We start from the raw sequence: 21,597 nt of genomic DNA on the forward strand, positions 1-21,597 counted from the left end.
CCGCTACCGCCTCTGACGCGCCCCCGCATGCGCCCCTGACGCACCGACCGGCCGGCCGCTCCCGCGGTCGGCCGGTCGTGCCCGTTCAACCGCGCTTACGCGGGCCCGTCCTGGCCCGCACCGGCGCGGCCTCGGGCTCGCCCAGGCTCGCGGCCCGGACGGCCTCCATGGCCGCCACCTCGTTCGGCACCCGGGTGCGGGCGCCCAGACCGAGGATGCCGCCCTCCTCGTTGGCGTCCGCGACCACGGTCGCGATCTCCAGCAGGAGTTCCCGGTACCCGGCGAGTTCATCCGGGGCCCGCTCGGCCACGATCCGGGTGGCGGCCCGGATCGTCTCCAGCGCGGGCCCGCGGTACCCGGCGTAGCGGGTGTCGGGGCGCAGCCCGGTGTCGAAGGTCGAGGCCGCCGCCAACTCGCGGACGAAGCGCCGCGGATGGGTGCTGCTCGCCTCGCGCAGCAGCTTGACGATCGCTATCACCTCCTCCGGGTCCGCGACGCCCTCGGCGAGGGCGACCAGCACGCCGGAGGCCATCAGGGCCCGGCCCAGCGTCGTCCACTCCTCGGGGGTGAAGTCCAACTCCCCCGCGCCGTCGGCGACCCGGCCGATCCGGATCACCTGGAAGCCGACCTCGGCGAGCACGGCGGGGATCAGCCGCACCGACTCCACCGTACGGGCCCGGGCCCGGTCCGACAGCTCCTCCCAGGGCAGGAACACCGCCCGGCCGTCCCGCTGGCCGGGGAGCAGCGCCTCCGGTTCGGCGCCGGTGCCGTAGCGGTGCTCGTGCTCGTGCTCGTGCTCGTGCTCCAGCCGGGCCAGCACCTCGGCCTCCTCCTCGGTGAAGTCCTCGAAGCCGCCGACGGCGTCCGGGGCGACCTGCTCGGAGGTGGGCACCATCAGGCAGCCGACCGCGGCGAGGCGCTCGCCGAGCTGGCGGGCCTGGCGCCGGTTGGCCGTCCGCAGTTCCTCGGGCAGTTCCTCCCAGGGCAGCAGGGCCGGGCGGCTGCCCGCCTCCTCGCCGTCCTCGACCGCGGCCGCCACCCGGCTGCGGTGGATGGCCCGGGCCAGTTGCCGGGTGACCTGGGCGTCGGTGTAGTCGGCCAGGCTCTCGATCACCCTCCCCTGCGCCTCCAGCCGGGCCTTCATCCGGCCGCACTCGTGCAGCACGGCCTCGGCGTCCAGCAGGGTCTGCTCGGCACGGCGGTCGCCGGCCTTGCCCAGTACGTCCTGGCCGACCATGATCACGATCATGAAGACCAGCTGGGCCAGCGTGGACAGGAAGCTCATGAAGGCGAACGGGTACGGGTCGAAGGTCTGCACCCCGAGCTGGGACAGGCCGATCCAGAGCACCTGGGTCACGGCGGCGAGGTAGAAGGCCCACATGCTGCCCAGCCGCCCGGTCAGCCAGGCGGCGATCCGCCCGTTGACCCCGGCGACCTGGTCCAGGGCCTGCGGCGGCGGCTGCACCCGGTGCCGCTGGATCCACGGGTGCCCGCTGGTCTCCAGCAGGCTCACCCCGCGCCCGAGCGCCCGGTCGTGCCGGTCCAGGTGCGCCTGGAGGTCGGCGACCCTGGCGAAGATCGCCTCGGCGTTCTCGTAGGTCTGCACCGCCCTGCGGTCGGCGGCCTGGCCCAGCACCCGCTGGCCGACCAGGATCGCCAGGCAGAGCGCCAGTTGGACGACGTTGTCCAGGAACAGCAGGAAGCCGAAGGGGTAGGGGTCGATCGAGTGCAGCGGCCCCCAGGTCGCCAGCGCCATCCAGCCGGCGACCAGCACCAGGGTCACGTACAGGGCGGGCATCGAGCCCACGGCCCGGGTCAGCGCGGCCGCGATCGCGCCGTTCAGCCCGACCTGTTCGTCCGCCACCGTCACCGGGTGCTGCCGCGGCTGGTCGATCGCCGTACCGGCTTCCGTCACGCCCGCTCCTCATGGTCGAACGCCGGCGCCCGCCGCCGGAGTCGTGCCCATGATGGCAGCGGCCGGGTCGGCCTGGGCGGCCGGACGCTTCCCGGGGCAGGATCTTAACGCTCCGTCAACACCCGTACGGTGCAGGCCGTGCAGCTCGACCCGGCCGTGGCGCAGGTGGTTGCGGTGGCCGTCGGCGAACTCCAGCCGCAGACTGCGGTCCGCGGGGGCGTCCACCACGACGGCGCTCTCCACCGTGCCGTAGGAGGATTCGCGGTACACCCACACCCGGTCGCCGATGTGGAACTCCGCGGTCTCGGAGACGATCACCGGGCCCACCTCCTCGCTCCTCCGGTGCTGGTTCACCGGTCTGCTCGGCCGGTCTGTTCACCCGGCTGTACGGAGCGCGGTGGGTCGGGTACTCAGCGGGCGCGCAGTTGCTTCGGGGCGGTGGGGGCCGGCAGCGTGGTCGGCTCCCCGGCCTGGTCCACCGCGGTGCCGTCGGTGAAGCGGGAGCACTCGGCGCCCGCGCCGACGGTGAGGGTGCGGGCCACCGGGTCGTAGCGGAGCGAGGCGCCCTCGGCGAGGGATCCCGGGCCGTCCGAGGGCGGTGCCAGGCTCAGGCTGGGGACGGGCGCGGACTCGTCCACCGAGACGACCGTCCAGCCCTGGGCGGTCAGGGTCGTCCGGGCGCGCCCCAGGGCCTCCGTCCACTGGGTCGGGCTCACTCCGGCGAGGGTGAAGTGGGCGCCGAGCACGGCCGTGCGGGGCTGGTCGGCGCCCCCGTCGTTCATGCTCTCCAGGAGGTGCTCCAGGCCGCGGGCATGGCAGACGCCCTGGACCCGGGCGGTGATTCCGTCGTCGCCGACCGGCGCCGGGGTCAGTGCCACGCCGGGCGGCAGGGCGAGGGCGTCGTAGACGGCCTGGGTCCGGGCGTCCAGGTGCGCGGCGACGGCGGCCGGGTCGGCCACCGGGTACGGCTCCCCCGACCAGACCCGCGGGACCTTCGCCGCGACCGTCACGGCGCCGCGGTAGCCGACCGTGCCGAGCACCGCCGCTCCGGCGACCGTCGTGAGCAGCGCCACCCGCACCGCCTTGCGGCCGCCCCGGCCGTCCGTCCGAACACGCTTCGTCATGATCACCATCGTGCCCGGCCGGGCCGAGCCACCGCCTGAGTACCCGTACTCAGACGGCGGCCCGGCGGTGCTCAGGCGTGAGCGGCGGCGCACTCCGGGTGGCCCCAGCTGCTGCCGACCTTGGTGATCTTGTCGCCCTTGGCGTACGGGCGGCTGCACGGGCAGGTGCCGGGGAAGCGGGCGTTCAGGGTGCGCGAGCCGCCGCCACTGCGCTTGGCGGCGCCGGATCCGGTTCCGGTTCCGGTGCCGGTTCCGGTGCTGGCGGAGGCGGTGCGCGGCTTCGTGGCCCTGGGCGTCTTGACCGCCGCGGCCGGGTCGGGCACCGGCAGGTCGGCGGCCGTCCCGGCGGCGGCCTGCTGGGTGCGGGCGGCATCGCTGGCGGCCTTGTCGGCGATGGCGTTCAGCGGGTCGCCGTCTACCTGGTGGGCGGGAACGTAGACGAAGGTGACGTCCCGGCCCTCCAGCAGCTCGTCGATCCGCTGGATCAGCTCACGGTTGGCCACCGGCTTGCCCGCGGCCGTCTTCCAGCCGTTGCGCTTCCAGCCCTTGAGCCACTTGGTGACCGAGTCCCGGGTGTACGTGCTGTCGAGCCGGACCTCCAGCGGGACGGCCGGGTCGGTGGCGGACAGCAGCTGTTGAAGCGCCGTCAGCTCGCCGATGTTGTTGGTGCTGTGCCCGAGCGGCCCCGCCTCCCAGCGCTGGGGCGCCCCGGTGGCATCCGCGACCACGTAGGCCCAGGCCGCCGGGCCGGGGTTCCCCTTGGCTGCTCCGTCACACGCTGCAATGACTCGTTCGACCATGCCCCCGATCATGCCTGGTCAGGCGCCTCGGAGCCAAAGCGGGTCAGCTGCGCAGCAGGGGCAGCAGCAGCGCGGCGGACCAGCTGAACGGGAGCCACCGGGCGGCCCTACGCCCGTGGCCCGAGCCCGCCCGCGACCTCCGGCCGATTGCCGCTCGGCCCGCCCGGCGCAGCATGATGGCCCCCATGTGGGGCAAGTGGATCGACTGCCGGGTCCGGCCCGGCGCCCGCGCGGCCTTCGCCGCCGGACAGCGCTGCTGGTCGGCGATCGCGGACCAGCCGGGGCTGCTCGGGCAACTGGGCGGCTGGGACCGCACCGGCGACCGGGCCCTGCTGTACGCCCTCTGGACGGACCGGGCCGCCTACGACCGCTTCATGCGCGAGCGCCACGACGAGGTCGCCACCGAGGCCGCCCAGCAGGGCAGTTGGGACTCGATCCGGGTCGCCACCGGCCCGGTCGTCCAGGCCTTCCCCGGCGCGGCCCCCTCCCTCCCGGAGGCCCTCCGGCACGCCACCCTGCTGCGCGCCGCCGACTGCCACCTCCTCCCGGCCCGCGCCGACCACTTCCTCACCGTCCAACGCGACGTCTGGGCCCCCGGCATGGCCGCGGCCGGCGGCCTCCTCGCCGGCACCGTCACCCGCCTCGCCGCCGACCGCTACCTGGTCACCACCCTCTGGACCTCCCCCGAGGCCCACGCGGACTACACCACCCACACCTTCCCCACCCTGCGCGCCCGCGCGAACGTCCCCGCCGACGTCGCCACCCTGACCGGCCACGTCGTACCCCTGGAACCCACCTGGCACGTCACGTAGGCGGAGTCGCGTCTGCCGCATCAACTCCGCACGGGGTGGGCGCGGCTTCGACCCAGATCGTGTCCGGCCGATCACTGCTCGGCATGCGGGCCCGGCACCGTGGCGGGACGATGGACACAGGGGGAAGTCGTTGGAATGGCCCGGACGTTGTGCCAGTTTACAGGGGCGATGGAAGGAACTCCGACATGGCCACCGTGACGAAGGATGACCCGGGTTGTCGCGGGGACATCGTCTTCATCGGGAACATCCGTCTTCTGCCGCCGACTCCTTGACGGGGTCCACAAGAGCGCCGCGCGGTGCCTGCGGGCAGCCTCCTTCCGTTCAGCCCCCTGCACTGACATCCTCGGGCGTCAGGCGTGACCGCCGACGCCCCTGGCCCTGACCCTGGGTCAGCGCACCACCGGCACCCCCTCCGGCCGACCCGCGAGCAGCGCGGCGACGTGGTCGGCGCAGCGGAGGGCCGCCTCGGCCATGGCACCCCTGGTCATCCCGGCGACGTGCGGGGTGAGCAGGACGTTGGGCAGCCCGGAGAGCGGCGAGACGAAGGCGGCGTGCTCGTGGGCGAAGGTGTCCACGGCGGCCGCCGTCAGTGGGTGGGCCGGGTCGCGGAGGGCCTCAGCGAGGGCCTGCTCGTCGACGATGCCGCCGCGGGCGGTGTTCAGCAGGATCGAACCGGGCCGCATCCGGGCCAGTTCGGCCCGGCCGATCAGCCCCCGGGTGTCCGGGGTGAGCGGGACGTGCAGGGACACCACGTCGCTGGTGGCGAGCAGGGCGTCCAGGTCGGCGACCGGGCGTACGGCGGCGCGGGCCGGGTGCCGGGTGAGGGCCGGCCGGCGGGTGAGGGCCTGGACGCTCATGCCCAGCGCCGTGGCCCGCTCCGCCAGCGCCCGTCCGATCCGGCCCAGCCCGAGGATGCCCAGGGTCAGCTCCGACAGCCCGACCGCCGGCGCGCCCGGTGTGCTCCAACGGCCCTGCTGCGCGGCCTCGTTGTACGGCACCAGGTGCCTGGTCAGGGCGAGCAGCTGGGCCAGCGCGAACTCGGCGACGGCGTTCGCGTTGGAGCCGGGCGTGTGGGTGACGGCAACGCCGTGCCGGGCGGCGGCCGTCAGGTCGACGTGGTCGGTGCCGGCGCCCGCCCGTCCGATCACCCGTAGCCGGTGGGCCAACGCGGGGTCCGTCGCCGCCGCCAGGAGCGCGGCGCGCAGCGGGACCCCCGCACGGGACTTGAGCGCGTGGAAGCCCAGCCCGCCCCGCACCAACTCGGCGGTCAGCGCCGCCTCGTCGAACAGGTCGACGTCGGTGAACTCCACCCGCCCCGCCCACCGGGCCGTCACCCCCGCCGGATCCGCCACCCGCCGCAGGTTCAGCGTGACGGCCAGACCGTGCCCGCAAAGCCGCTCCAGCTCCCGGTCGAGCAACTCCCCGGGCGCCGCGTCCAGCACCAGAACCCGCCTCGGCCCCACGGCCACCACCCCCCTCACGCCCACGCCGTCAGTGTGCAGCCACCCCCGATCATGCCCGGTGCCACTGACACTCCCGCGCCGGCCACCGGCGTCACCGAGGAGCCGGACGGTCTGGTGGACCCGGAGTTCGCCGAGGCCGCCGAGAACCCCCGCTTCGGCGTCGCCATGGTGGGCGTCGCCGGCCTGTCCCCGCTGCTCATCGCCGGTGTCGCGGCCGTCGTCGACGCACTGCTCCACCTCCTGCGGGGACGCCGAAATCCCGTTGCGCGGGCGGCGGGGTCACGACCATGATCCGTGAATGGAGCCGACAGAGCAGACGGAGCAGGCGGAAGAGGAGATCGACCTGGGCGAGGTGACGCTGCGCCGTTTCCGCGGCGAGGCGGACTTCCTCGAGTTCTTCCGGGTCATCGAGGAGTCGCTGGAGCACCTGCGGCCCTGGATGCCGTGGGTCGCGGAGCACAGCGAGGCCAAGACCGCCGAGTTCCTGGCCGAGCGGCCGGGGAAGTGGGAGAGCGGCGAGGACTTCACCTACGCGATCCTGCTGGACGGCGCGATCGTCGGCGCCTGCGGGCTCTTCCGGCGCGCGGACACCGCCGACAACGGCCGGGAGATCGGCTACTGGCTGCACCCGGCCGCCACCGGCCGCGGGATCGCCACCCGTGCCGCCCGGGCGCTGGTCGGCCAGGCCTTCCGGCTCCCCGGCGTGGACTTCGTCGAGATCGTGCACGACCCGGCCAACCTCGCCAGCGGCGCCGTCCCGGCCCGCCTCGGCTTCACCGAGCACGCGCGCCGCCCGGCCGAGGCGCTCGCCCCGGCCGAGACCGGCGAGGAGCAGATCTGGCGGCTCCGACGGAGCTGACGGGCAGCCAACTGACCGCCGGACCAGCTGACCGCCAGACCAGCTGACCGCCGACCGGCCCGGTGGTACGAGGGCCCGGCGGTCCGCCGCCGTGGGGGATTGCGGGCGGACCGCCGGGCGGCGCCGGTCGGACGGGACGATCCGGCCGGGCGCCGTGGGAACGCACGCGACCGGAGACTCACGCCTCCGTGCGGAGCGCCCCATTTCGAACCCCGCAGGCCGGCCGCATACCCTCTGCTGCGGCCTTGCGCGTTCGTTCCCACGCCCAGGAGAGCCCCGCGCGGCATGCCGGATAACACTTTTCCTCCCGCCACCTCCGCGCCGCCCCGCCGCCCCGGCTCCCCGACTCCCCGGCCACGGCCGCCCCCTCCGGCACCCTTGGTCGTCTACCCTCGGCTCCAGCCGCCGCCCCGGCCCCCGCAACCCCCCTCCCCTCGGCGGCGGCGACGAGAAGGACGACGAGAAAGCCGAGCCCCACCGTGCCGAACGCCCCCGTGATCCGCAGCGACGCCCCCGGCTCCTTCGCCTGGGGCGTCTTCCACGAGCGCCACCCCGAACTGGTCCGCCGGGTCCTCGGCGCCCTCCCGTACGGCCCGGAGCAGCGGGCGGCCGTGGAGCGGCTGCTCGCGGAGAGCACCAGCGGCGTCCTGGAACCGCCGGCCGCGGACGGGCCGGACGCCGCCCGCTGGCTGGCGTGGGGCGAGGGCCTGTGGGGCAGGCCGTGGGGCGAGGCCCCGTTCCTGTGGGCGGAGAGCTGGTTCTACCACCGCCTGCTCGACGCCACCGGGTACTTCGGGCCCGGCGCCTGGAGGGGCGTCGACCCGTTCGCCCCGTTCAAGGACGCCGAGCTGGCCGGACCGGCCGTCGACGAGGAGCTGGCCGCGCTCGACGGGCTCGACGCCCTGCCGGAGCCGCGCCGGTCGGACGCGCTGCTGCGGTCCGCGCTGTGGGGCAACCGCGCCGACCTGAGCTTCCAGCTCACCGCGGGGCCCGGCGGCGGACCGGCCGACGCCGACCTGCTCGCCGACGACAGCGCGCTGCTCCGGGCCGAGCTGCAGCGGGCCGGCGGCGGGCGGGTCCACGTCATCGCGGACAACGCCGGCCGGGAGCTGCTGCCGGACCTCGTCCTGATCGACCACCTCCTGCGCACCGGCCCGGTCGCCGAGGTCGTCCTCCAGGTGAAGCCCCGGCCGTACTTCGTGTCGGACGCGACCACGGCCGACGCCCTCGCCGCGGTCGAGCGCCTGCGCACCGCGCCGTCACCGGCGGCCGGGGCCGTCGGCCGCCGCCTGTGGCGGGCGTTGAACGACGGCGCGCTCACCATCCGCACCCACCCGTTCTTCTGCGCACCGCTCCCGTACCACGACCTGCCGGACGACCTGCGGTCCGAACTCGCGGGCGCCGCGCTGACGATCCTCAAGGGCGACCTCAACTACCGCCGCCTGGTGGGTGACCGCCACTGGCCGCCGACCACCCCGTTCCACACCGCGGCCGGGCACTTCCCCTCGCCCGTCGCCGCCCTGCGCACCTTGAAGTCCGACGTGGTCGTCGGCCTCGCCCCCACCACCGTCGCCCAGCTCGACGCCACCGGCACACCGTGGCGCACCACCGGCCGCCACGCCGTGATCCAGGTCCACACGCACCGGTAGCGGGGGCTACGGTGTGACCGTCCGTCACCGAGGCACGCCCGCACCGAAGGAGCCGACCCCCATGGCCGAGCCGCACACCACCTCCGGCCAGGGACGGGGCCGGGGCCGGGGCCGCGCCCACGACCTGGTGGCGGCCGCGCTGGACCGCGCCACCGCCGTCGCGCACCTCAACGCCTTCATCACGCTCGACGCCGAGGGGGCGCTCGCGCAGGCCGCCCGCAGCGACGCCCGCCGTGACGCCCGGGGCGGCGGCCCGACGCCGTGGTCCCTGGTCGTCAAGGACAACACCCATGTCGCCGGCCTGCCCAACACCGCCGGCACCCCGGCCCTCGCCGACTTCGTGCCCGCCGCCGACGCACCCGTGGTGGCGGCGCTGCGGTCGGCCGGGGCGATCGTGCTGGGCAAGACGAACATGCACGAGCTGTCCCTGGGCGCCACCTCGTGCAACCACACCTTCGGCGCGGTCGGCAACGCCACCGACCCGGCCCTGTTCGCGGGCGGCAGCAGCGGCGGTACGGCCGTCGCGGTGGCGGCGGGCGTGGCGGAGGCCGGGCTCGGCACCGACACCGGCGGGTCGGTCACCATCCCGGCCGCGCTCAACGGCGTCTACGGCCTGCGGCCCAGCGCCGGGCGCTACTCCTCGGCGGGGGTCACCCCGCTGTCCACCACCCGGGACACCCCCGGCCTGATGGCCCGCACGCTGGACCGCCTCACCGCGCTGGACGCCCTCGTCACCGGAGCCCGCGAAGCCACCGCAGCCCGCAGAACCACCGGAGCGCGCGGAACCGCCGGAGCCACCGGCACGGCCGACACCCCCACCGCCCCGGCCCGCCCGCTGCGCCTCGGCCTGCCGAGGCAGGTGTTCGCCGAGGACCTGGAAGCCGCGGTCCGTACGGCCTGGGAGCAGGCCCTCGACCGCCTCACCGCCGCGCGGACCACGTGGGTGCCGGTGGACACGGCGCACCTGGTCGAGTACGACGCCCGGATCGGATTCCCGCTGGTCTTCGGCGAGTTCGCCACCGCCCTGGGCCGCTACCTGACGGAGCACGGCGCGGGGGTCGGCCCGGCCGAGCTGATCGCCGCGGTCGGCGACCCGGACCTCGCGGCGCTGCTCGGAGCCACCGCCCTGCCCGGCTCCCCCGGGTACCCGGGCGAGGCGGGCCTGCGCAGTGCGCTCGCCACCCGCCGCACCCTCCAGGAGGCCTACGCCCAACTGTTCACCGCCCACGGCCTGGACGCGCTGTTGAGCCCGACCGTCCCGGTGTGCGCCCGGCCGCTGCGCCGGTACGAGGACAGCCTCCCGCTCAACGGCCGGGACGCGCCCACCTTCCACACCCTGATCCGCAACACCTCCCCGGCGGCCACCGCGGGCCTGCCCTCGGTGACGATCCCACTCCCGGTCACCGGCTCCGCCCCGGTCGGCGTCCAACTGATCGGGCGCCGGCTGGCCGACCGTGAACTGCTCGCCACGGCCGCCCGGGTCGACGCCGTCCTCCGGTGCCCATGAGCACGGCGCACTGACCCGAACCGCGTCGCACCGGCGCATCCGCACGCCGGGACCACGCCTCCGACGCCGTCCGAGAAAGGCTGTACCGGAACCGTCCTGCTCCTCATACTTCCGGACAGCGCCTGTCAGGAGCAGCTCATCCCGTGCTGCTCCCGGAGGCCCGGCCCCCAGGAGGAGGACCATGCGCAGGACCACCGCCCGTATCCCCGGGACCACCGCACTGCTCGCCCTGCTGACCGCCACCACCCTCGCCACCTCCGCGCCCGGCGCCGCCGCCGTGCCCGCCCGCACCGTCGCCGCCGAGCGGCTCGCCGCGGTCAGCGACGCCGTCCTGAACGCCGAGGTGGACGGGACGGCCTGGTACGTCGACCGGGCCGGCGGCCGGGTCGTGGTGACCGCCGACAGCACCGTCTCCCCGGCCGCACTCGCCCAACTCGTGCACGCCGTCGGCCCCGACGCGCCCGCCCTGACCGTCCAGCGCGTCCCCGGACACTTCACCCCGCTGCTGGCCGCGGGCGACGCCGTCTACGGCGGCCGCTACCGCTGCTCGCTCGGCTTCAACGTGGTCGACAGCGGCGCCCACTACTTCCTCACCGCCGGGCACTGCGGGAACGTCGCCGCCACCTGGTACGCGGACAGCGCCCACCGCACCGGGATCGGCCCGACCGTCGCCTCCACCTTCCCCGGCCACGACTACGCGCTGGTCCGCTACGACAACGAAGCGCTCGACCACCCCGGCGGGTTCAGCTCCGCCCCCGACGCGTACGTGGGCGAGGCGGTCACCCGCACCGGCTCGACCTCAGGCACCCACACCGGCACCGTCACCGGACTCGACGTCACCGTCCGCTACACCGGCGGCGGGACGGTCCGCGGCCTGATCCAGACCGACGTCTGCGCCGAGCCGGGTGACTCCGGCGGCCCGCTGTACGAGGGCGACAAGGCGCTCGGTCTGACCTCCGGCGGCAGCGGGGACTGCACCACCGGCGGGACGACCTTCTTCCAGCCGGTGAACGCGGCCCTCGCCGCATACGACGTCAGCGTCTACTGACACACCGGACCTACCGACGCACCGGGCCTACCGCCGCACCGGGTCTACCAACGCACCCGGTCCACTGACACACCGGCCGCCCGGCCGCCGCTCGATCCGAGCAGCGGCCGGGCGGCCGTCCCGCGCCGAACGGGCCCTCAGCCCGCGTACACGTCCTCGACGTAGCGGCCCGCCTCGACCAGGCCCTGCAGCCAGTCCTGCGCCTGCCGCTCGTCCGCCTCCGGCGTGCGCTCCCGGTAGAGCACCCGGAAGGCCTCCCGCACGCCGGGCGCCATCCGGGCGCCGTCGCCGCACACGTACACCTCGGCCCCGGCGGCGAGCAGCTCCCAGACCTCCGCCGCCTCGGCCGCGATGCGGTCCTGGACGAAGCGCCGCCCGTCCTGCGGCCGCTCGCTGAACGCGGGCCGCATCGAGACGGCGCCGGCCCGCTCGGCCTCCTCCAGCTCGGCCCGGTGCAGGTAGTCGGCGTCCGGGGCGTCGCAGCCGAAGTACAGCAGCGCCGGGGCCAGCTCGGCGCCCGTGCCGAGCAGCGCGCGGCGGTCGGCGACGGCGCCGCGGAAGGGCGCCAGGCCGGTGCCGGCCGCGATCATGACCACGGGGGTGCGGTGGCCGATCCGGAACGCCTCCCGGCAGGGCTGGACCCGGGCCAGCACGGTGTCGCCGACGGCCAGCCGGTCGAGGTAGCCGGAGCCGGTGCCCCGGAAGGTGCCCCGGCCCGAGCGGGCGGGCGCGCTGAGCACCGAGACCATCAGGTCGATCTCGTCGCCGTCGACCGACGGCGAGGAGGAGATCGAGTAGTGCCGCGGCCGGATCGGCGGCAGCAGGTCCAGCAGGACCGGCCAGCTCAGCGCCTCCCGCAGGGCCGGGTGGTCCTCGACCAGGTCGAGCAGCGTGCGCGGGTCGTCCGCGGGCAGCGCCCGCAGCGCGGCCTGCTCGGGCGGGCAGGGGTTGAGCCCGGCCAGCACGGCGCGCTGTTCGGCGGTGGGGCGGTCCTGCAACTCGACGTGATGGGTGAGCAGTTCGCGCACGCTCAGCGGGCGGTCGACGGCCGGGCCGGTGCGCCGGTGGGCGACGATCCCGAGCACCGTGTCGAGTTCGGCGCCGAACAGCGCGGCGGCGCGTTCCACCAGGGCCGGGTCGTTGGCCGGCAGCACGGTCAGGTGGTCGGCGGTCCGGTAGTCGGTGCCGTCCGGCAGGGCGAGCCGGACCAGGCGCTTCACCCGGTGGTAGCCGGGGTCGGTCAGGCTGTCGACGGCGGTGACGGTCAGCTCGCTCATGCCGTGCCGGGTGGCGAGCGCGTGCAGCGGGCCGCCGACCAGCTCGGTCACGGTGAACCCGGCCTCCTCCCGGGGCGGGGCCACCGCCTCGGCGTCGCCGTGCCGGGTCAGCAGCAGCTCTACGAGCGCCTCGGTGAACTCCCGTACCGTACCGGCCAGGTCACCGGAGGCGTCGGCCTCGGCGCGGGCGAGCAGCCGGGTGCCGCCGAGGGCGCCGAGCCGCTCGTCGATCAGGGTGGGGACGCGCTGGTAGGTGGCGGCATAGGTCCGGTCGCCGATGCCGAGCACCGCGTACTCGACGCCGTCGGCCGCGCCGTCCGGGGCCTCGCGCAGTCGGCGGACGAACTCGGCCGCGTCGTCGGTGGGTTGGCCGTTGTAGGAGGCGGCCGTGATCACCACCGGGCGGTCGGTGGGCAGCCCGTCGGCGTAGGCGTCGAGCGGCGCGATCGCGGTGTCGCAGCCGAGTTCGGCCGCGACGTCGGCGAGTTGGCGGCTGAACTCCCGGCTGGCACCGTAGTTGGACCCGTGCAGGAGCAGCAGGCCGGTGCCCTGGCGGACCCGCGCGGCGCGTTCCGCCGCGGACCCGGACCCGACCGGCCGGCCCGCCCTGGCCGCCTGCGCGGAGGGGGCAGAGGGGGCGGTGCCGGCCAGCGGCGCGGGGGTGCGCGGGGCGAGGGCGAGGGTGAAGCCGTCGGGCTTGATGGTGAGCGTCTGCTTGAGGGTCAGCCGGTAGTCGGCGTGGTCGATCAGCCGGTAGCGGTGGACCAGCATGCCCAGCAGCATGGTCGCCTCGTGCAGCGCGAACTGCCGCCCGATGCAGGCGCGTTCGCCGGTGCCGAAGGGCTTGAAGGCGTGCGGCGAGCGGGTCGCCTCGCGCTCCGGGTCGAAGCGGGAGGGGTCGAACAGCTCCGGGTTGTCACCCCAGGCCGGGTCGCGGTGCAGCATCGGGGTCAGCACGAAGATCGGCGTCCCCGGACGGACCGGGATCCGCCCGCCGAGCAGGGTCTCCGCGCGCGCCTCCCGGCTGAACTGGGGCGCCGTGGGCCACAGTCGGAGCGCCTCGTTGAGCACCTGCCGGGTGTACCGCAGCCGGCCGACGTCCTCGTACGAGGGCTCCGGGTCGGCCCGGTCGCCCCAGAGCGCGTCCACCTCCTCCTGGACCAGCCGGAGTTCGGACGGGTGCTTGGCCAGGTAGTGCAGTGCGAAGGAGAGCGCGCCCGAGGTGGTCTCGTGCCCGGCGATCAGGAAGGTGATCACCTGGTTGCGGATGTTCTCCATGTCCAGCTTGCTGCCGTCGGCGGGGTGGACGGCACCGAGCATCAGGCCGAGCAGGTCCTGCGCCGGGCCGGCCTCGGCGCCGTTCCCGGCCCGGGCGGCGATCACCTCGTCGACCACGCCGGCCAGGTAGTCGGCGTCCCGCCGGAACGCGGCGTCGCGCTCGCGGTGGTCGAGATCCGGGTCCCGGGTGAGCTTGGTCATCGCCCACTCCAGGCAGCGCACCATCGCCTCCACGAACGGGTGGGGCTCGTCCCGTTCGAAGGAGCCGAAGTCGAAGCCGAACCCGGCCAGCCCGATGGTGTCCAGGGTCATCCGGGTCATGTCGCCGGGCACGTCCACGGTCAGCCCGGCGGCCGCGCGGCGGTCCCAGGCGCCGATCACCCGGCGGGCCACCTCCAGCATCACCGGGTGGTAGGTGCGCATCGAGCCGAGCGCGAAGGCGGGCATCAGGATGTCGTGCGCCCTGGCCCAGTTCGGCTCGTCGTTGTACGCGGTGAACAGACCGTCCCCGGTGAACTCCCGGACGTTCTCCAGCGCCGGGCCGACGGACTTGGTGAAGCGCTCCTCGTCGGCCAGTTCCTCCACCAGCTCCAGGCTGCTGACGATCAGGGTCTCGCGGCCGTGCAGGCGCTGGAAGAACGCGGGGCCGTGCGTTCTGGCGAGTTCCATGGTGCGCAGCACGGGGACGCCGACCGGCGGCAGGTCGGAGATGTCCACCAACGGGACGCCCGGGGCGGCGGCGGCCCGGGGCCCGGCCTGGAGCCCGGTCCGGGGCTCCGCCTGGGGCTCGGCCCGGAACGCGGGCATGGCCTCGGCGGTCGGTGGCGCCGGCACGGCCTCGGTCGTGGTGTCGGTCATCGGTAGGTCCCTCCCACGGCAGGAAAGTTCTCGGTATCTCCACTCTCTGCCCTCGTCAGGAGCGCCGGGCCGCGATCACTACATGATTGTGTAGTGCCGGCGGCTGCCCGACCCTTGCCCACGGCCTGTCAGATCTGGCGTGGGCGGCTGCCGCGGAAGGAGAGACGATGATGCGACCGACCGACGGTTGCGGTCCGGTGCCGGGCACCCGCGTGGACGCCGCGGTGGTCTGGCGCAACCGGGCGCTGCGCCTGCTGGACCACAACCCGGTGCCCATCGCGGTCTGCGAGTGGGGCGGCCGGATCATGATCGTCAACCGTGCGATGGCCGCCGAGTTCGGCGGACTGCCGGGGCAGTTGCGCAACCGCCGGATCCTGGAGTACTTCACCCTGCGGGACGACACCTCGCTGCAGACCCTCGCCGAGGCGATCCGGCTGCACCGCCGCTCGCAGTACTCCGTCGGGGTGTCCTGGACGCCCGCCGGCGGCACCGAGCGCGAGGGCGAGATGACCGTCGACCTGGTCAGCGACACCCCGGAGCAGACCCCGAACATGCTGCTCTCGCTCCGCGCCCTGGCCGTACCGGCCGCCCGCCAGGCGCCCCCGGCGCCGCCCCCGCGCCCGGAGGCCAGCCCGATCGAGGCCCGCATCCTGGCCGCCGCGGCCCGGGGCGCCACCACCGCCCGGATCGCCAAGGAGATCGGCCTCACCGCGGACGGCGTCAACTACCACCTCACCCGCCTCTCCCGCCGCTGGCAGCTTCCCAACCGCACCGCCCTGGTCGCCCGCGCCTACGCCCTCGGCGTCCTCGACCCGGACGCCTGGCCCCCGGCCCCGGCTCACCCGCACTGACGGGCCGGGGCCCGCGAACGGACGTATCTGACTGGCCGTCACCCCCGGCGCGTGCTCTTGTGAGGCACATGTTCATCTCATCGCCGGCCCGTCTGGCCGCCCCGCTCACCGTCCCGCTCGCCGCCGCCGTACTCGCCCTCGCGGGCGCGGCGCCCGCCACCGCCGCCGTGCTCCCCGCCGACGTCACCGCCGAGCAGTGCCAGGAGGCCGGCGGCACCGTGCAGGGCGGGGGCTACTGCGTGGGCGCCGTCGGCGAGGACCAGTGGGGGGCGGACATCGACGGGCAGGGCATCGCCTGACCCACCCGCCGGCGCCCTGGACACCCACCCGCCGAGGCCCGCCGCGCGCCCCGGTGTCACCGTCGGGTCACCGCCGCGTCGGCGGATCGTCGCAGCCCGGTAGCGGACCGGTAAAGCCACCACCCCCCTCCCCTCCCCCGCGCTGACCAGCCGCTACGCTCTGGGCCGCGCCGCGCCACGGGGGCCGGCGGCACCACCACGGGGGGACCCACAGTGCGCTACCTGGTCCGCGACCGCATGTTCGCCTTCCACGAAGAGGCCTGGATAGAGACCGAGCACCGGGAGAAGCTCTACCGCGTGAACCGGAAGTTCTTCCGGCTGCGCCGCACCTTCGCCCTGGAGGACACCCGCGGCGAGCACGTCGCGAGCATCGTCCGCAAGGCCTTCACGATCCACCACACCCTGCTGATCAAGCAGAACGGCCAGCCGACCGCCAAGATCAGCAAGAAGATGTTCACGCTCTTCGGCGACCGCTTCAAGGTCCGCCTCGGCGACGGCCGCCGGCTGCGGGTCAACGGCAACCTGTGGGACCGCGAGTTCGACATCCAGCACGAGGGCACCACCCTGGCGCACGTCTCCCGGCGCTGGTTCACCGTCCGCGACGCCTACGCCGTCGACGTCCTGGAGCAACGGGACGCCCTGCTGCTGGTCGTCCTCGCGGTCTGCGTCGACCACGTACTCCAGGACGCCAAGGGCGACCGGCTGACCAACCTCTGACGGCGGCCCTCCGCTCCGACGGCCGCCCTCAGCTCCGACGGCCGCCCTCCGCCTCGGCAACGCCGTCCGCTCCGACGACGCCCTCCGTCAGGAGGCGCCCAGCACCACCCGGTCCTCGGCGATTTCGGCGAGCAGGGCGTCCAGCTTGGCCCGGTCCACCGAGGGCATCACGAAGACGTGCACATAGCTGCGCCGGGTGCTCTCGTCGCCCGGGACCATCACCACGTCCTGGGAGGACAGCGACCACTTGGCCACCAGCTCCGGGCTCGGCTTGCGGAACCGCACGGTGACCGCGCCCGGGGTGCGGGCCGGCCAGAGCTCGACGCCGAGCTCCCGCTCCATGGCGACCAGGCGCCGCTCCAGGTAGGCCGCGAGCTCCTGGGCCTCGCGGATCCGGCCGACCTGGTCGCGGTAGGAGTACCGGGACAGGTGGTCCCAGAGGACCAGCGGGGAGAACCCGTTGCGGGAGCCGGCGAAGGTGGTGTCCGGCGCACCGATGTAGTCGGGCTGGGACGGCGGCGAGATCTGGTACTTCACCTTGGTCATGTAGATGCCGCACGGCCAGGGCGCGCCGGCCCACTTGTGGCCGCTCATCGCGATCGAGGAGACCATGTCCAGCTCGCCGTGCCCGGCGGTGGGCAGCCGCAGTCCGAAGTCGAACTCGGGCAGCTCCGCCTCCGGCGTCCAGCCGTACGCCTGCGGGTCCTGGGCGGCCATCCGCAGGAACGGCGCGTAGCCGGCGCCGAGCGCCCCGTCCACGTGGATCCAGAAGCCGCGGCGCACGTCGACCAGCGGGCGCCCGGTCCGCTCGCAGCTGCCGTAGACGACCTCGCGCCGCACCAGCCCGTGCCGCTCGAAGATCGGCAGCAGCCGCTCGCAGACCGCGCGGACGTCGTCGTGGGCGCCCTTGAAGGTGCTGCCGAGGTTGAGGTTGACGAAGACCGGGTGGCCCTTGGCGGCGAAGAACTCCACCAGGACGGCGAGGGCGTCGACGTCTATCTCGCCGGAGCCGTCCCAGGACAGGCCGGACGGGCCCGGGCGGGACGGCACCTCGGTGGGCCAGTCGCGGCGGCCGGTCACCGGGTCGACCAGCGGGCACTCGTCCGGGTACTTCTCCAGGCCGACGGCGTGGAAGGTCTCCACGCCCAGCACGGCGACGGCCTTGGCGAAGGAGTAGTGGGTGTCCTCGGAGTAGAACGCCACCGGGTGGTGGGCGTTCGGGTTCCGCCGGTCGGGGTCGGCCTTGACGTAGCGCACGGCGTCCAGGGGCTCGGTCGGCGGCTGGATCAGCGCCTTGCCGCTCAGGTAGTCCCGGGCGTTCCACAGCGCGTACATGTTGCCCTCGGTGGAGCCCATGGACAGCATGTAGCCCCAGTAGGACTCCGGATCGGCCGCGTCGTGCGGGCGCTCGGCGTGCCAGAGCTTCGCGTAGTAGTCGAGCACGGCCCGCTCGACGACCTTGGTGTTGGGCTTGTAGCCGCCGCTCTGGAACGGGTCGCCGAGGTTGTTGATGTTGTTCGGCAGGAACCGGGCGAGGTCCAGCGCGGTGCCCTGCATGTCCTGGGTGGCCTGGTAGCCGACCAGGTGCTTGCGCTTGCGGGTCAGGTACTCGTCCACGGCGTCGAGCGCGCGCAGCCGCCCGGCCTCGTCCAGGCCGCCCTCGGGGAGGGCGAAGTCGCCGCCGTCCAGCTCCGGACCGGGGTCGACGGCGGTCGCTGCGGCACGGAAGGCGGTCGGGCTCATGGGCGGGGCGCTCCGGAGGTGCGGGGACGACGGCGGGAGGTCGCCACCGTCACCCTGGGTGTCGGGGAGGACCGTCGGTAAGGATGGAACTTTTGGACACCCGAGGGAAGGCCTTCCGAAGAACATTCGGTTCCTGGTCGATCAGGTTTGCGAATCTGCGGAACGGACTGGGATCCTGGCAGGCATGCCGAACAATCCGCAGGCCCGGCGGGCAGCCCTCGACGACGTCGACCGGGCGATCGTCCGCGCCCTGGCCGACAACGCCCGCCTCCCGAACAACGCCCTCGCGGCCGCCGTCGGCATCGCCCCCTCCACCTGCCTGGCCCGGGTCCGCGCCCTCCAGGAGCGCGGCATCATCCGCGGCTTCCGCGCCGAACTCGACCCGGCCGCGATCGGCCTGCCGCTCCAGGCGATGATCTCGGTGCGGCTGCGCGCCCACACCCGGGAGCAGAACGAGAGCTTCCGCAGCACCGCCCCCGACCTGCCCGGCGTCCTCGCCGTCTTCCACATGGCCGGCTCGGACGACTACCTGCTGCACGTCGGCGTCGCCGGGCCCGAGTCCCTGCGCGACTTCGTCGTCGACCACCTCACCACCCACCCCGCGGTGGCCCAGACCCGCACCAACCTGATCTTCGAACAGATACCGGGCCGCCGCTACCTCGCCCCCGGCCCCTGACGGCCGGCCCGCACGCCCGCCCGATGGGCCGTCAGTTTCGTGCGGACGCAACCGATCCCGCCCTGGCCGCATGGTAGGACTCGACACCCTGACGACCAGTCACCCCAGGAAGGCGGAACATGCCCATCTCGCTGAACCACACCATCGTCCCGGCCGTCGACAACGAGGCGGCGGCGCGCTTCTTCGCCTCCGTCATGGGCCTGGACTACCCCGGCCCCGACCGGCACTTCGCGCCGGTGCGGGTGAACGACTCGCTGACGCTGGACTTCCTGACGACGGAGGACCCGTCCGGCCACCACCTGGCCTTCGACGTGGACCCGGAGACCTTCGACGGGATACTCGACCGGCTGCAGGCCGCCGGGGTGCCGTACGGCGACGACCCCCGCGAGCCCGACAACGGCCGGACCGACCACCCGCTGTGCGCCCGCGGGCTGTACTTCACCGATGACGCCGGGAACCTCTACGAAGTCATGTCGCCGCGGTAGCACGGCGGTTCGGCCCTACGGCCGGTCGCGGGGCCCGCGGCCGCCGACGATCCGGCGCAGACGCACGGGTGCCCCGCACGTGGGTACGTGCGGGGCACCCGCTCAGGTGCCGAGGTCAGGCCGGGCGGATGTGCTCGGCCTGCGGGCCCTTCTGGCCCTGCACGATGTCGAAGGACACCTTCTGGCCCTCCTGGAGTTCACGGAAGCCCTGGGCGTCGATGTTCGAGTAGTGGGCGAACACGTCGGGGCCGCCGCCGTCCTGCTCGATGAAACCGAAGCCCTTCTCCGCGTTGAACCACTTCACAGTGCCGGTAGCCATGCGCTCCTCCTTCACGGGAACTGACCGGGTCCCGCCGATGCGGGCCCGGAGGTGATCGCCCTGGTCCGGAGAGGCGTCGAAACAGCAAAAACGCCCACGGCACGTAACCGCGGGCGAGAACTTCGGAACCACGACTGCTTGATCAAAACGTTACACCGCGGGGGCTCCCCCTGCCAGGGAACCGCGCACCGGACACGCGGCGGCACATCCCTGCCACCCGTACGCACCCCAACGCACCCCGGTCGCATCGAGCCGCCGGTGCCCGCGGACCCGAACGGGACTCACCCCCGCCGAACGGATGCGCGGGGCCTGGCATCGGCACACCCTGGGAGGGAAGCCGACCTCGGAGGAGAGCGATGACCAGTACCGGTGGCACACGGGAACCGAGTGCCATGGCGCACATGTCGATCTCCGGCGCGCCCGCCGCGGCGAACGTGGTCGCGGACACGGTCGGGCAGTCGTTCCGGCTGATCACCGTCCCCGGCCCCGGTGGCGCGGGGGACTACGTCTCACCCGCCGATCAGGTCGTCCGCACCCGCTGGCAGGTGGACACGTCGGCGCCGGTCGAGGAAGCCCCCGCCCGCCCGGTCACCCTCGCCGAGGCCGGCACCGACGCGGTGAGAGTGGAACTCAGCGGTCGGGCCGACGCCGTCGTCAAGGTCGAGGCACTGATCCGTGCCCGCTTCCGCGCCGGACCGCCGACGGGATTCTCACAGGCGTTCGAAGTGTGGCCGGGGAGCCCGCCGCAGGCCACGGACCGGCCCTGACCGGGTGACGTGCGCCCGGCCTGGCGTCAGACCCGCCGCGCCGCAAGGGCGAGCGGCCGCAAGCGCGAGCGACCGCAAGCGCGAGCGACCGCAAGCGCGAGCGACCGCAAGCGCGAGCGACCGCAAGCGCGAGCGACCGCAAGCGCGAGCGACCGCCAGGCCGCCGACCGGGGAGACCCGGGCGCCGAGCCTGGCGGCCGCTTCGCCCACCGTGGCTGTCAGGAGTCGGAGTAGCTGAGGTCCCCGACCGTCCAACTGCTGACGTCCTCGATGGCGATGCGGTACATGCCACCGGTGTGGGGAAGCCCGAAGTCACCCTGGAGGATCTTCGCCCGATGGAGGTGCAGATGGGTGGGCCGTTCGGGCGCGCCGTCGGCGGGTGGCGCGAAGAGGGCGGCGAACGGCTTCAGGTGTTCTGAGGCCTCGAGGACCTCCGCCACCCGCTCCAGCCACAAGGTCACCGGCGCGAGCCGGCCGGTGATCACGGCTCCGGGGACCACCACGGTCAGGGACATCTGGTTGCTGTGCTCGGACTCGACCATCGCGGCGATGTCGACGAGCAGCCCGTCGGGGTTCGACATGCGCCCCAGGCTACGACAATGCCGCCGCGGCGCCCAGGGGCGGCCTGGCGGCCACGGCGGTTTCCGGCAGCGCTCGCGGTGCGGCGGCGCGCCGCGAGCGCTGCCGCGCCGCCGGGTCAGAGCTTGAACATCGTGGTGTACGGCTGGGTGATGCGTTCCCGTCGCGTTCCGAAGTCGACGAGTACCGCGATGTCACTGTCACCCTCGACGCCGATGGCCCAGCCGAGGCCGTAGGTGTCGTGGGTCACGCGGTCACCGACGGCGAAGTGCTTGCGCGGGGCTTCGGTCCGGGCTTTGAAGGGGCTGGCGGGCAGGACGCGGCGGACTGCTGCAGATTTCGTCATTGCCTGCAGTATGCGCCGAAAACGCGCGGCCGGGCCGTTTCGGCGCACCCGGTTTCGAAGTCATCCCCCCACGGCGGGCCCAAGCCTGCTAGGCTCGTTCCAGTTGCAGTAGTGGTTCCCATGAACTTTGTGTGCGCCTGCTGATGTTTCGCAGGCGCATTTTTGTTTCCCGGGTCTTTCCCGGGTGGGTGCTCATCGCGGCGACTCGAAGCGCGCGCTGTGCAC

22 protein-coding genes are annotated in these 21,597 nt (G+C 74.2%); 12 read left to right on the forward strand and 10 right to left on the reverse strand.

The genetic code is table 11. The features are described 5' to 3' along the window. Positions 1 to 85 precede the first annotated feature (85 nt). From ACZ4W5_RS12755 to ACZ4W5_RS12770, 4 genes are all read right to left on the reverse strand, one after another. A complete protein-coding gene (locus ACZ4W5_RS12755) occupies positions 86 to 1,915 on the reverse strand; it encodes a DUF1003 domain-containing protein (RefSeq protein ID WP_465654165.1) in 1,830 nt (609 codons plus the stop codon). A gap of 9 nt (positions 1,916 to 1,924) precedes the next feature. Further along, positions 1,925 to 2,233, reverse strand: a complete 309-nt coding sequence (locus ACZ4W5_RS12760; RefSeq protein WP_465654166.1) for a hypothetical protein — start codon at positions 2,231 to 2,233, stop codon at positions 1,925 to 1,927. A 92-nt stretch (positions 2,234 to 2,325) separates the two neighbouring features. Further along, positions 2,326 to 3,039, reverse strand: a complete 714-nt coding sequence (locus ACZ4W5_RS12765; RefSeq protein ID WP_465654167.1) for a hypothetical protein — start codon at positions 3,037 to 3,039, stop codon at positions 2,326 to 2,328. 71 nt (positions 3,040 to 3,110) lie between these two features. Next, the gene (locus ACZ4W5_RS12770; protein ID WP_465654168.1) at positions 3,111 to 3,839 is read right to left on the reverse strand and encodes a ribonuclease H family protein; all 729 of its coding nucleotides are present in this window, start codon (positions 3,837 to 3,839) and stop codon (positions 3,111 to 3,113) included. Positions 3,840 to 4,024: 185 nt separating this feature from the next. Here ACZ4W5_RS12770 and ACZ4W5_RS12775 point away from each other — a divergent pair, with 185 nt between their 5' ends. Next, complete coding sequence (locus ACZ4W5_RS12775) at positions 4,025 to 4,651, forward strand: DUF4937 domain-containing protein (RefSeq protein WP_465654169.1); 627 nt, start codon at positions 4,025 to 4,027, stop codon at positions 4,649 to 4,651. Positions 4,652 to 5,040: 389 nt separating this feature from the next. Here the strand turns inward: ACZ4W5_RS12775 and ACZ4W5_RS12780 are convergent, their stop codons facing one another. Beyond that, a complete protein-coding gene (locus tag ACZ4W5_RS12780; protein ID WP_465654170.1) occupies positions 5,041 to 6,138 on the reverse strand; it encodes an NAD(P)-dependent oxidoreductase in 1,098 nt (365 codons plus the stop codon). Between the two features lie 27 nt (positions 6,139 to 6,165). Between ACZ4W5_RS12780 and ACZ4W5_RS12785 the strand changes: the two genes are divergently transcribed. The 5 genes from ACZ4W5_RS12785 to ACZ4W5_RS12805 all read left to right on the forward strand — a co-directional run bounded on the left by ACZ4W5_RS12785 (position 6,166) and on the right by ACZ4W5_RS12805 (position 11,177). Beyond that, positions 6,166 to 6,405, forward strand: a complete 240-nt coding sequence (locus ACZ4W5_RS12785) for a hypothetical protein (protein WP_465654171.1) — start codon at positions 6,166 to 6,168, stop codon at positions 6,403 to 6,405. A 7-nt stretch (positions 6,406 to 6,412) separates the two neighbouring features. Continuing rightward, positions 6,413 to 6,973: a GNAT family N-acetyltransferase gene (locus ACZ4W5_RS12790; protein ID WP_465654172.1), complete on the forward strand. Its 561-nt coding sequence runs from the start codon at positions 6,413 to 6,415 to the stop codon at positions 6,971 to 6,973. Positions 6,974 to 7,452: 479 nt separating this feature from the next. Next, positions 7,453 to 8,622: a damage-control phosphatase ARMT1 family protein gene (locus ACZ4W5_RS12795; protein ID WP_465654173.1), complete on the forward strand. Its 1,170-nt coding sequence runs from the start codon at positions 7,453 to 7,455 to the stop codon at positions 8,620 to 8,622. Positions 8,623 to 8,683: 61 nt separating this feature from the next. Then, complete coding sequence (locus ACZ4W5_RS12800; RefSeq protein WP_465654174.1) at positions 8,684 to 10,129, forward strand: amidase family protein; 1,446 nt, start codon at positions 8,684 to 8,686, stop codon at positions 10,127 to 10,129. Between the two features lie 181 nt (positions 10,130 to 10,310). After that, on the forward strand, positions 10,311 to 11,177 hold the full coding sequence (locus ACZ4W5_RS12805; RefSeq protein ID WP_465654175.1) for a S1 family peptidase: 867 nt from the start codon (positions 10,311 to 10,313) through the stop codon (positions 11,175 to 11,177). Between the two features lie 137 nt (positions 11,178 to 11,314). On the opposite strand, the gene ACZ4W5_RS12810 is transcribed toward ACZ4W5_RS12805, so the two are convergent. Further along, entirely contained in the window at positions 11,315 to 14,539 is a 3,225-nt protein-coding gene (locus tag ACZ4W5_RS12810) for a bifunctional cytochrome P450/NADPH--P450 reductase (RefSeq protein ID WP_465654241.1), read from the reverse strand. Positions 14,540 to 14,757: 218 nt separating this feature from the next. Between ACZ4W5_RS12810 and ACZ4W5_RS12815 the strand changes: the two genes are divergently transcribed. The 3 genes from ACZ4W5_RS12815 to ACZ4W5_RS12825 all read left to right on the forward strand — a co-directional run bounded on the left by ACZ4W5_RS12815 (position 14,758) and on the right by ACZ4W5_RS12825 (position 16,457). Then, complete coding sequence (locus ACZ4W5_RS12815; RefSeq protein WP_465654176.1) at positions 14,758 to 15,441, forward strand: LuxR C-terminal-related transcriptional regulator; 684 nt, start codon at positions 14,758 to 14,760, stop codon at positions 15,439 to 15,441. A 68-nt stretch (positions 15,442 to 15,509) separates the two neighbouring features. Further along, a complete protein-coding gene (locus tag ACZ4W5_RS12820) occupies positions 15,510 to 15,740 on the forward strand; it encodes a hypothetical protein (protein ID WP_360236744.1) in 231 nt (76 codons plus the stop codon). Between the two features lie 213 nt (positions 15,741 to 15,953). Further along, positions 15,954 to 16,457, forward strand: a complete 504-nt coding sequence (locus ACZ4W5_RS12825; RefSeq protein WP_360236747.1) for an LURP-one-related/scramblase family protein — start codon at positions 15,954 to 15,956, stop codon at positions 16,455 to 16,457. 87 nt (positions 16,458 to 16,544) lie between these two features. Here the strand turns inward: ACZ4W5_RS12825 and ACZ4W5_RS12830 are convergent, their stop codons facing one another. Further along, complete coding sequence (locus ACZ4W5_RS12830) at positions 16,545 to 18,200, reverse strand: PLP-dependent aminotransferase family protein (protein WP_465654177.1); 1,656 nt, start codon at positions 18,198 to 18,200, stop codon at positions 16,545 to 16,547. A gap of 184 nt (positions 18,201 to 18,384) precedes the next feature. Between ACZ4W5_RS12830 and ACZ4W5_RS12835 the strand changes: the two genes are divergently transcribed. Together ACZ4W5_RS12835 and ACZ4W5_RS12840 are read left to right on the forward strand one after the other, a co-directional pair. Beyond that, on the forward strand, positions 18,385 to 18,876 hold the full coding sequence (locus tag ACZ4W5_RS12835; protein WP_360236753.1) for an Lrp/AsnC family transcriptional regulator: 492 nt from the start codon (positions 18,385 to 18,387) through the stop codon (positions 18,874 to 18,876). Positions 18,877 to 18,995: 119 nt separating this feature from the next. Then, positions 18,996 to 19,361 carry a VOC family protein gene (locus ACZ4W5_RS12840; protein ID WP_465654178.1) on the forward strand — a complete coding sequence of 122 codons (366 nt, stop codon included), beginning with the start codon at positions 18,996 to 18,998 and terminating at the stop codon, positions 19,359 to 19,361. 115 nt (positions 19,362 to 19,476) lie between these two features. Here ACZ4W5_RS12840 and ACZ4W5_RS12845 read toward each other — a convergent pair whose 3' ends face one another. Further along, the gene (locus tag ACZ4W5_RS12845; RefSeq protein ID WP_360236759.1) at positions 19,477 to 19,680 is read right to left on the reverse strand and encodes a cold-shock protein; all 204 of its coding nucleotides are present in this window, start codon (positions 19,678 to 19,680) and stop codon (positions 19,477 to 19,479) included. A gap of 401 nt (positions 19,681 to 20,081) precedes the next feature. Here ACZ4W5_RS12845 and ACZ4W5_RS12850 point away from each other — a divergent pair, with 401 nt between their 5' ends. Then, on the forward strand, positions 20,082 to 20,447 hold the full coding sequence (locus ACZ4W5_RS12850) for a hypothetical protein (protein ID WP_465654179.1): 366 nt from the start codon (positions 20,082 to 20,084) through the stop codon (positions 20,445 to 20,447). A gap of 218 nt (positions 20,448 to 20,665) precedes the next feature. Here ACZ4W5_RS12850 and ACZ4W5_RS12855 read toward each other — a convergent pair whose 3' ends face one another. Next, positions 20,666 to 21,028 carry a hypothetical protein gene (locus ACZ4W5_RS12855; protein ID WP_360236765.1) on the reverse strand — a complete coding sequence of 121 codons (363 nt, stop codon included), beginning with the start codon at positions 21,026 to 21,028 and terminating at the stop codon, positions 20,666 to 20,668. 116 nt (positions 21,029 to 21,144) lie between these two features. After that, positions 21,145 to 21,372 carry a hypothetical protein gene (locus ACZ4W5_RS12860; protein ID WP_360236768.1) on the reverse strand — a complete coding sequence of 76 codons (228 nt, stop codon included), beginning with the start codon at positions 21,370 to 21,372 and terminating at the stop codon, positions 21,145 to 21,147. Between the last annotated feature and the right edge of the window lie 225 nt (positions 21,373 to 21,597).

It is taken from the genome of Kitasatospora sp. NPDC029367 (assembly GCF_055569135.1).

Excerpts from the sequence above, each read along its gene's own strand:
- ACZ4W5_RS12770 (WP_465654168.1), bottom strand. The coding sequence starts at position 3,839 with ATGGTCGAACGAGTCATTGCAGCGTGTGACGGAGCAGCCAAGGGGAAC.
- ACZ4W5_RS12820 (WP_360236744.1), top strand. The coding sequence starts at position 15,510 with ATGTTCATCTCATCGCCGGCCCGTCTGGCCGCCCCGCTCACCGTCCCG.
- ACZ4W5_RS12855 (WP_360236765.1), bottom strand. The coding sequence starts at position 21,028 with ATGTCGAACCCCGACGGGCTGCTCGTCGACATCGCCGCGATGGTCGAG.
- ACZ4W5_RS12830 (WP_465654177.1), bottom strand. The coding sequence starts at position 18,200 with ATGAGCCCGACCGCCTTCCGTGCCGCAGCGACCGCCGTCGACCCCGGT.
- ACZ4W5_RS12835 (WP_360236753.1), top strand. The coding sequence starts at position 18,385 with ATGCCGAACAATCCGCAGGCCCGGCGGGCAGCCCTCGACGACGTCGAC.
- ACZ4W5_RS12840 (WP_465654178.1), top strand. The coding sequence starts at position 18,996 with ATGCCCATCTCGCTGAACCACACCATCGTCCCGGCCGTCGACAACGAG.
- ACZ4W5_RS12810 (WP_465654241.1), bottom strand. The coding sequence starts at position 14,539 with ATGCCCGCGTTCCGGGCCGAGCCCCAGGCGGAGCCCCGGACCGGGCTC.
- ACZ4W5_RS12815 (WP_465654176.1), top strand. The coding sequence starts at position 14,758 with ATGATGCGACCGACCGACGGTTGCGGTCCGGTGCCGGGCACCCGCGTG.
- ACZ4W5_RS12775 (WP_465654169.1), top strand. The coding sequence starts at position 4,025 with ATGTGGGGCAAGTGGATCGACTGCCGGGTCCGGCCCGGCGCCCGCGCG.
- ACZ4W5_RS12790 (WP_465654172.1), top strand. The coding sequence starts at position 6,413 with ATGGAGCCGACAGAGCAGACGGAGCAGGCGGAAGAGGAGATCGACCTG.
- ACZ4W5_RS12860 (WP_360236768.1), bottom strand. The coding sequence starts at position 21,372 with ATGACGAAATCTGCAGCAGTCCGCCGCGTCCTGCCCGCCAGCCCCTTC.
- ACZ4W5_RS12850 (WP_465654179.1), top strand. The coding sequence starts at position 20,082 with ATGTCGATCTCCGGCGCGCCCGCCGCGGCGAACGTGGTCGCGGACACG.
- ACZ4W5_RS12845 (WP_360236759.1), bottom strand. The coding sequence starts at position 19,680 with ATGGCTACCGGCACTGTGAAGTGGTTCAACGCGGAGAAGGGCTTCGGT.
- ACZ4W5_RS12765 (WP_465654167.1), bottom strand. The coding sequence starts at position 3,039 with ATGACGAAGCGTGTTCGGACGGACGGCCGGGGCGGCCGCAAGGCGGTG.
- ACZ4W5_RS12785 (WP_465654171.1), top strand. The coding sequence starts at position 6,166 with ATGCCCGGTGCCACTGACACTCCCGCGCCGGCCACCGGCGTCACCGAG.
- ACZ4W5_RS12800 (WP_465654174.1), top strand. The coding sequence starts at position 8,684 with ATGGCCGAGCCGCACACCACCTCCGGCCAGGGACGGGGCCGGGGCCGG.
- ACZ4W5_RS12805 (WP_465654175.1), top strand. The coding sequence starts at position 10,311 with ATGCGCAGGACCACCGCCCGTATCCCCGGGACCACCGCACTGCTCGCC.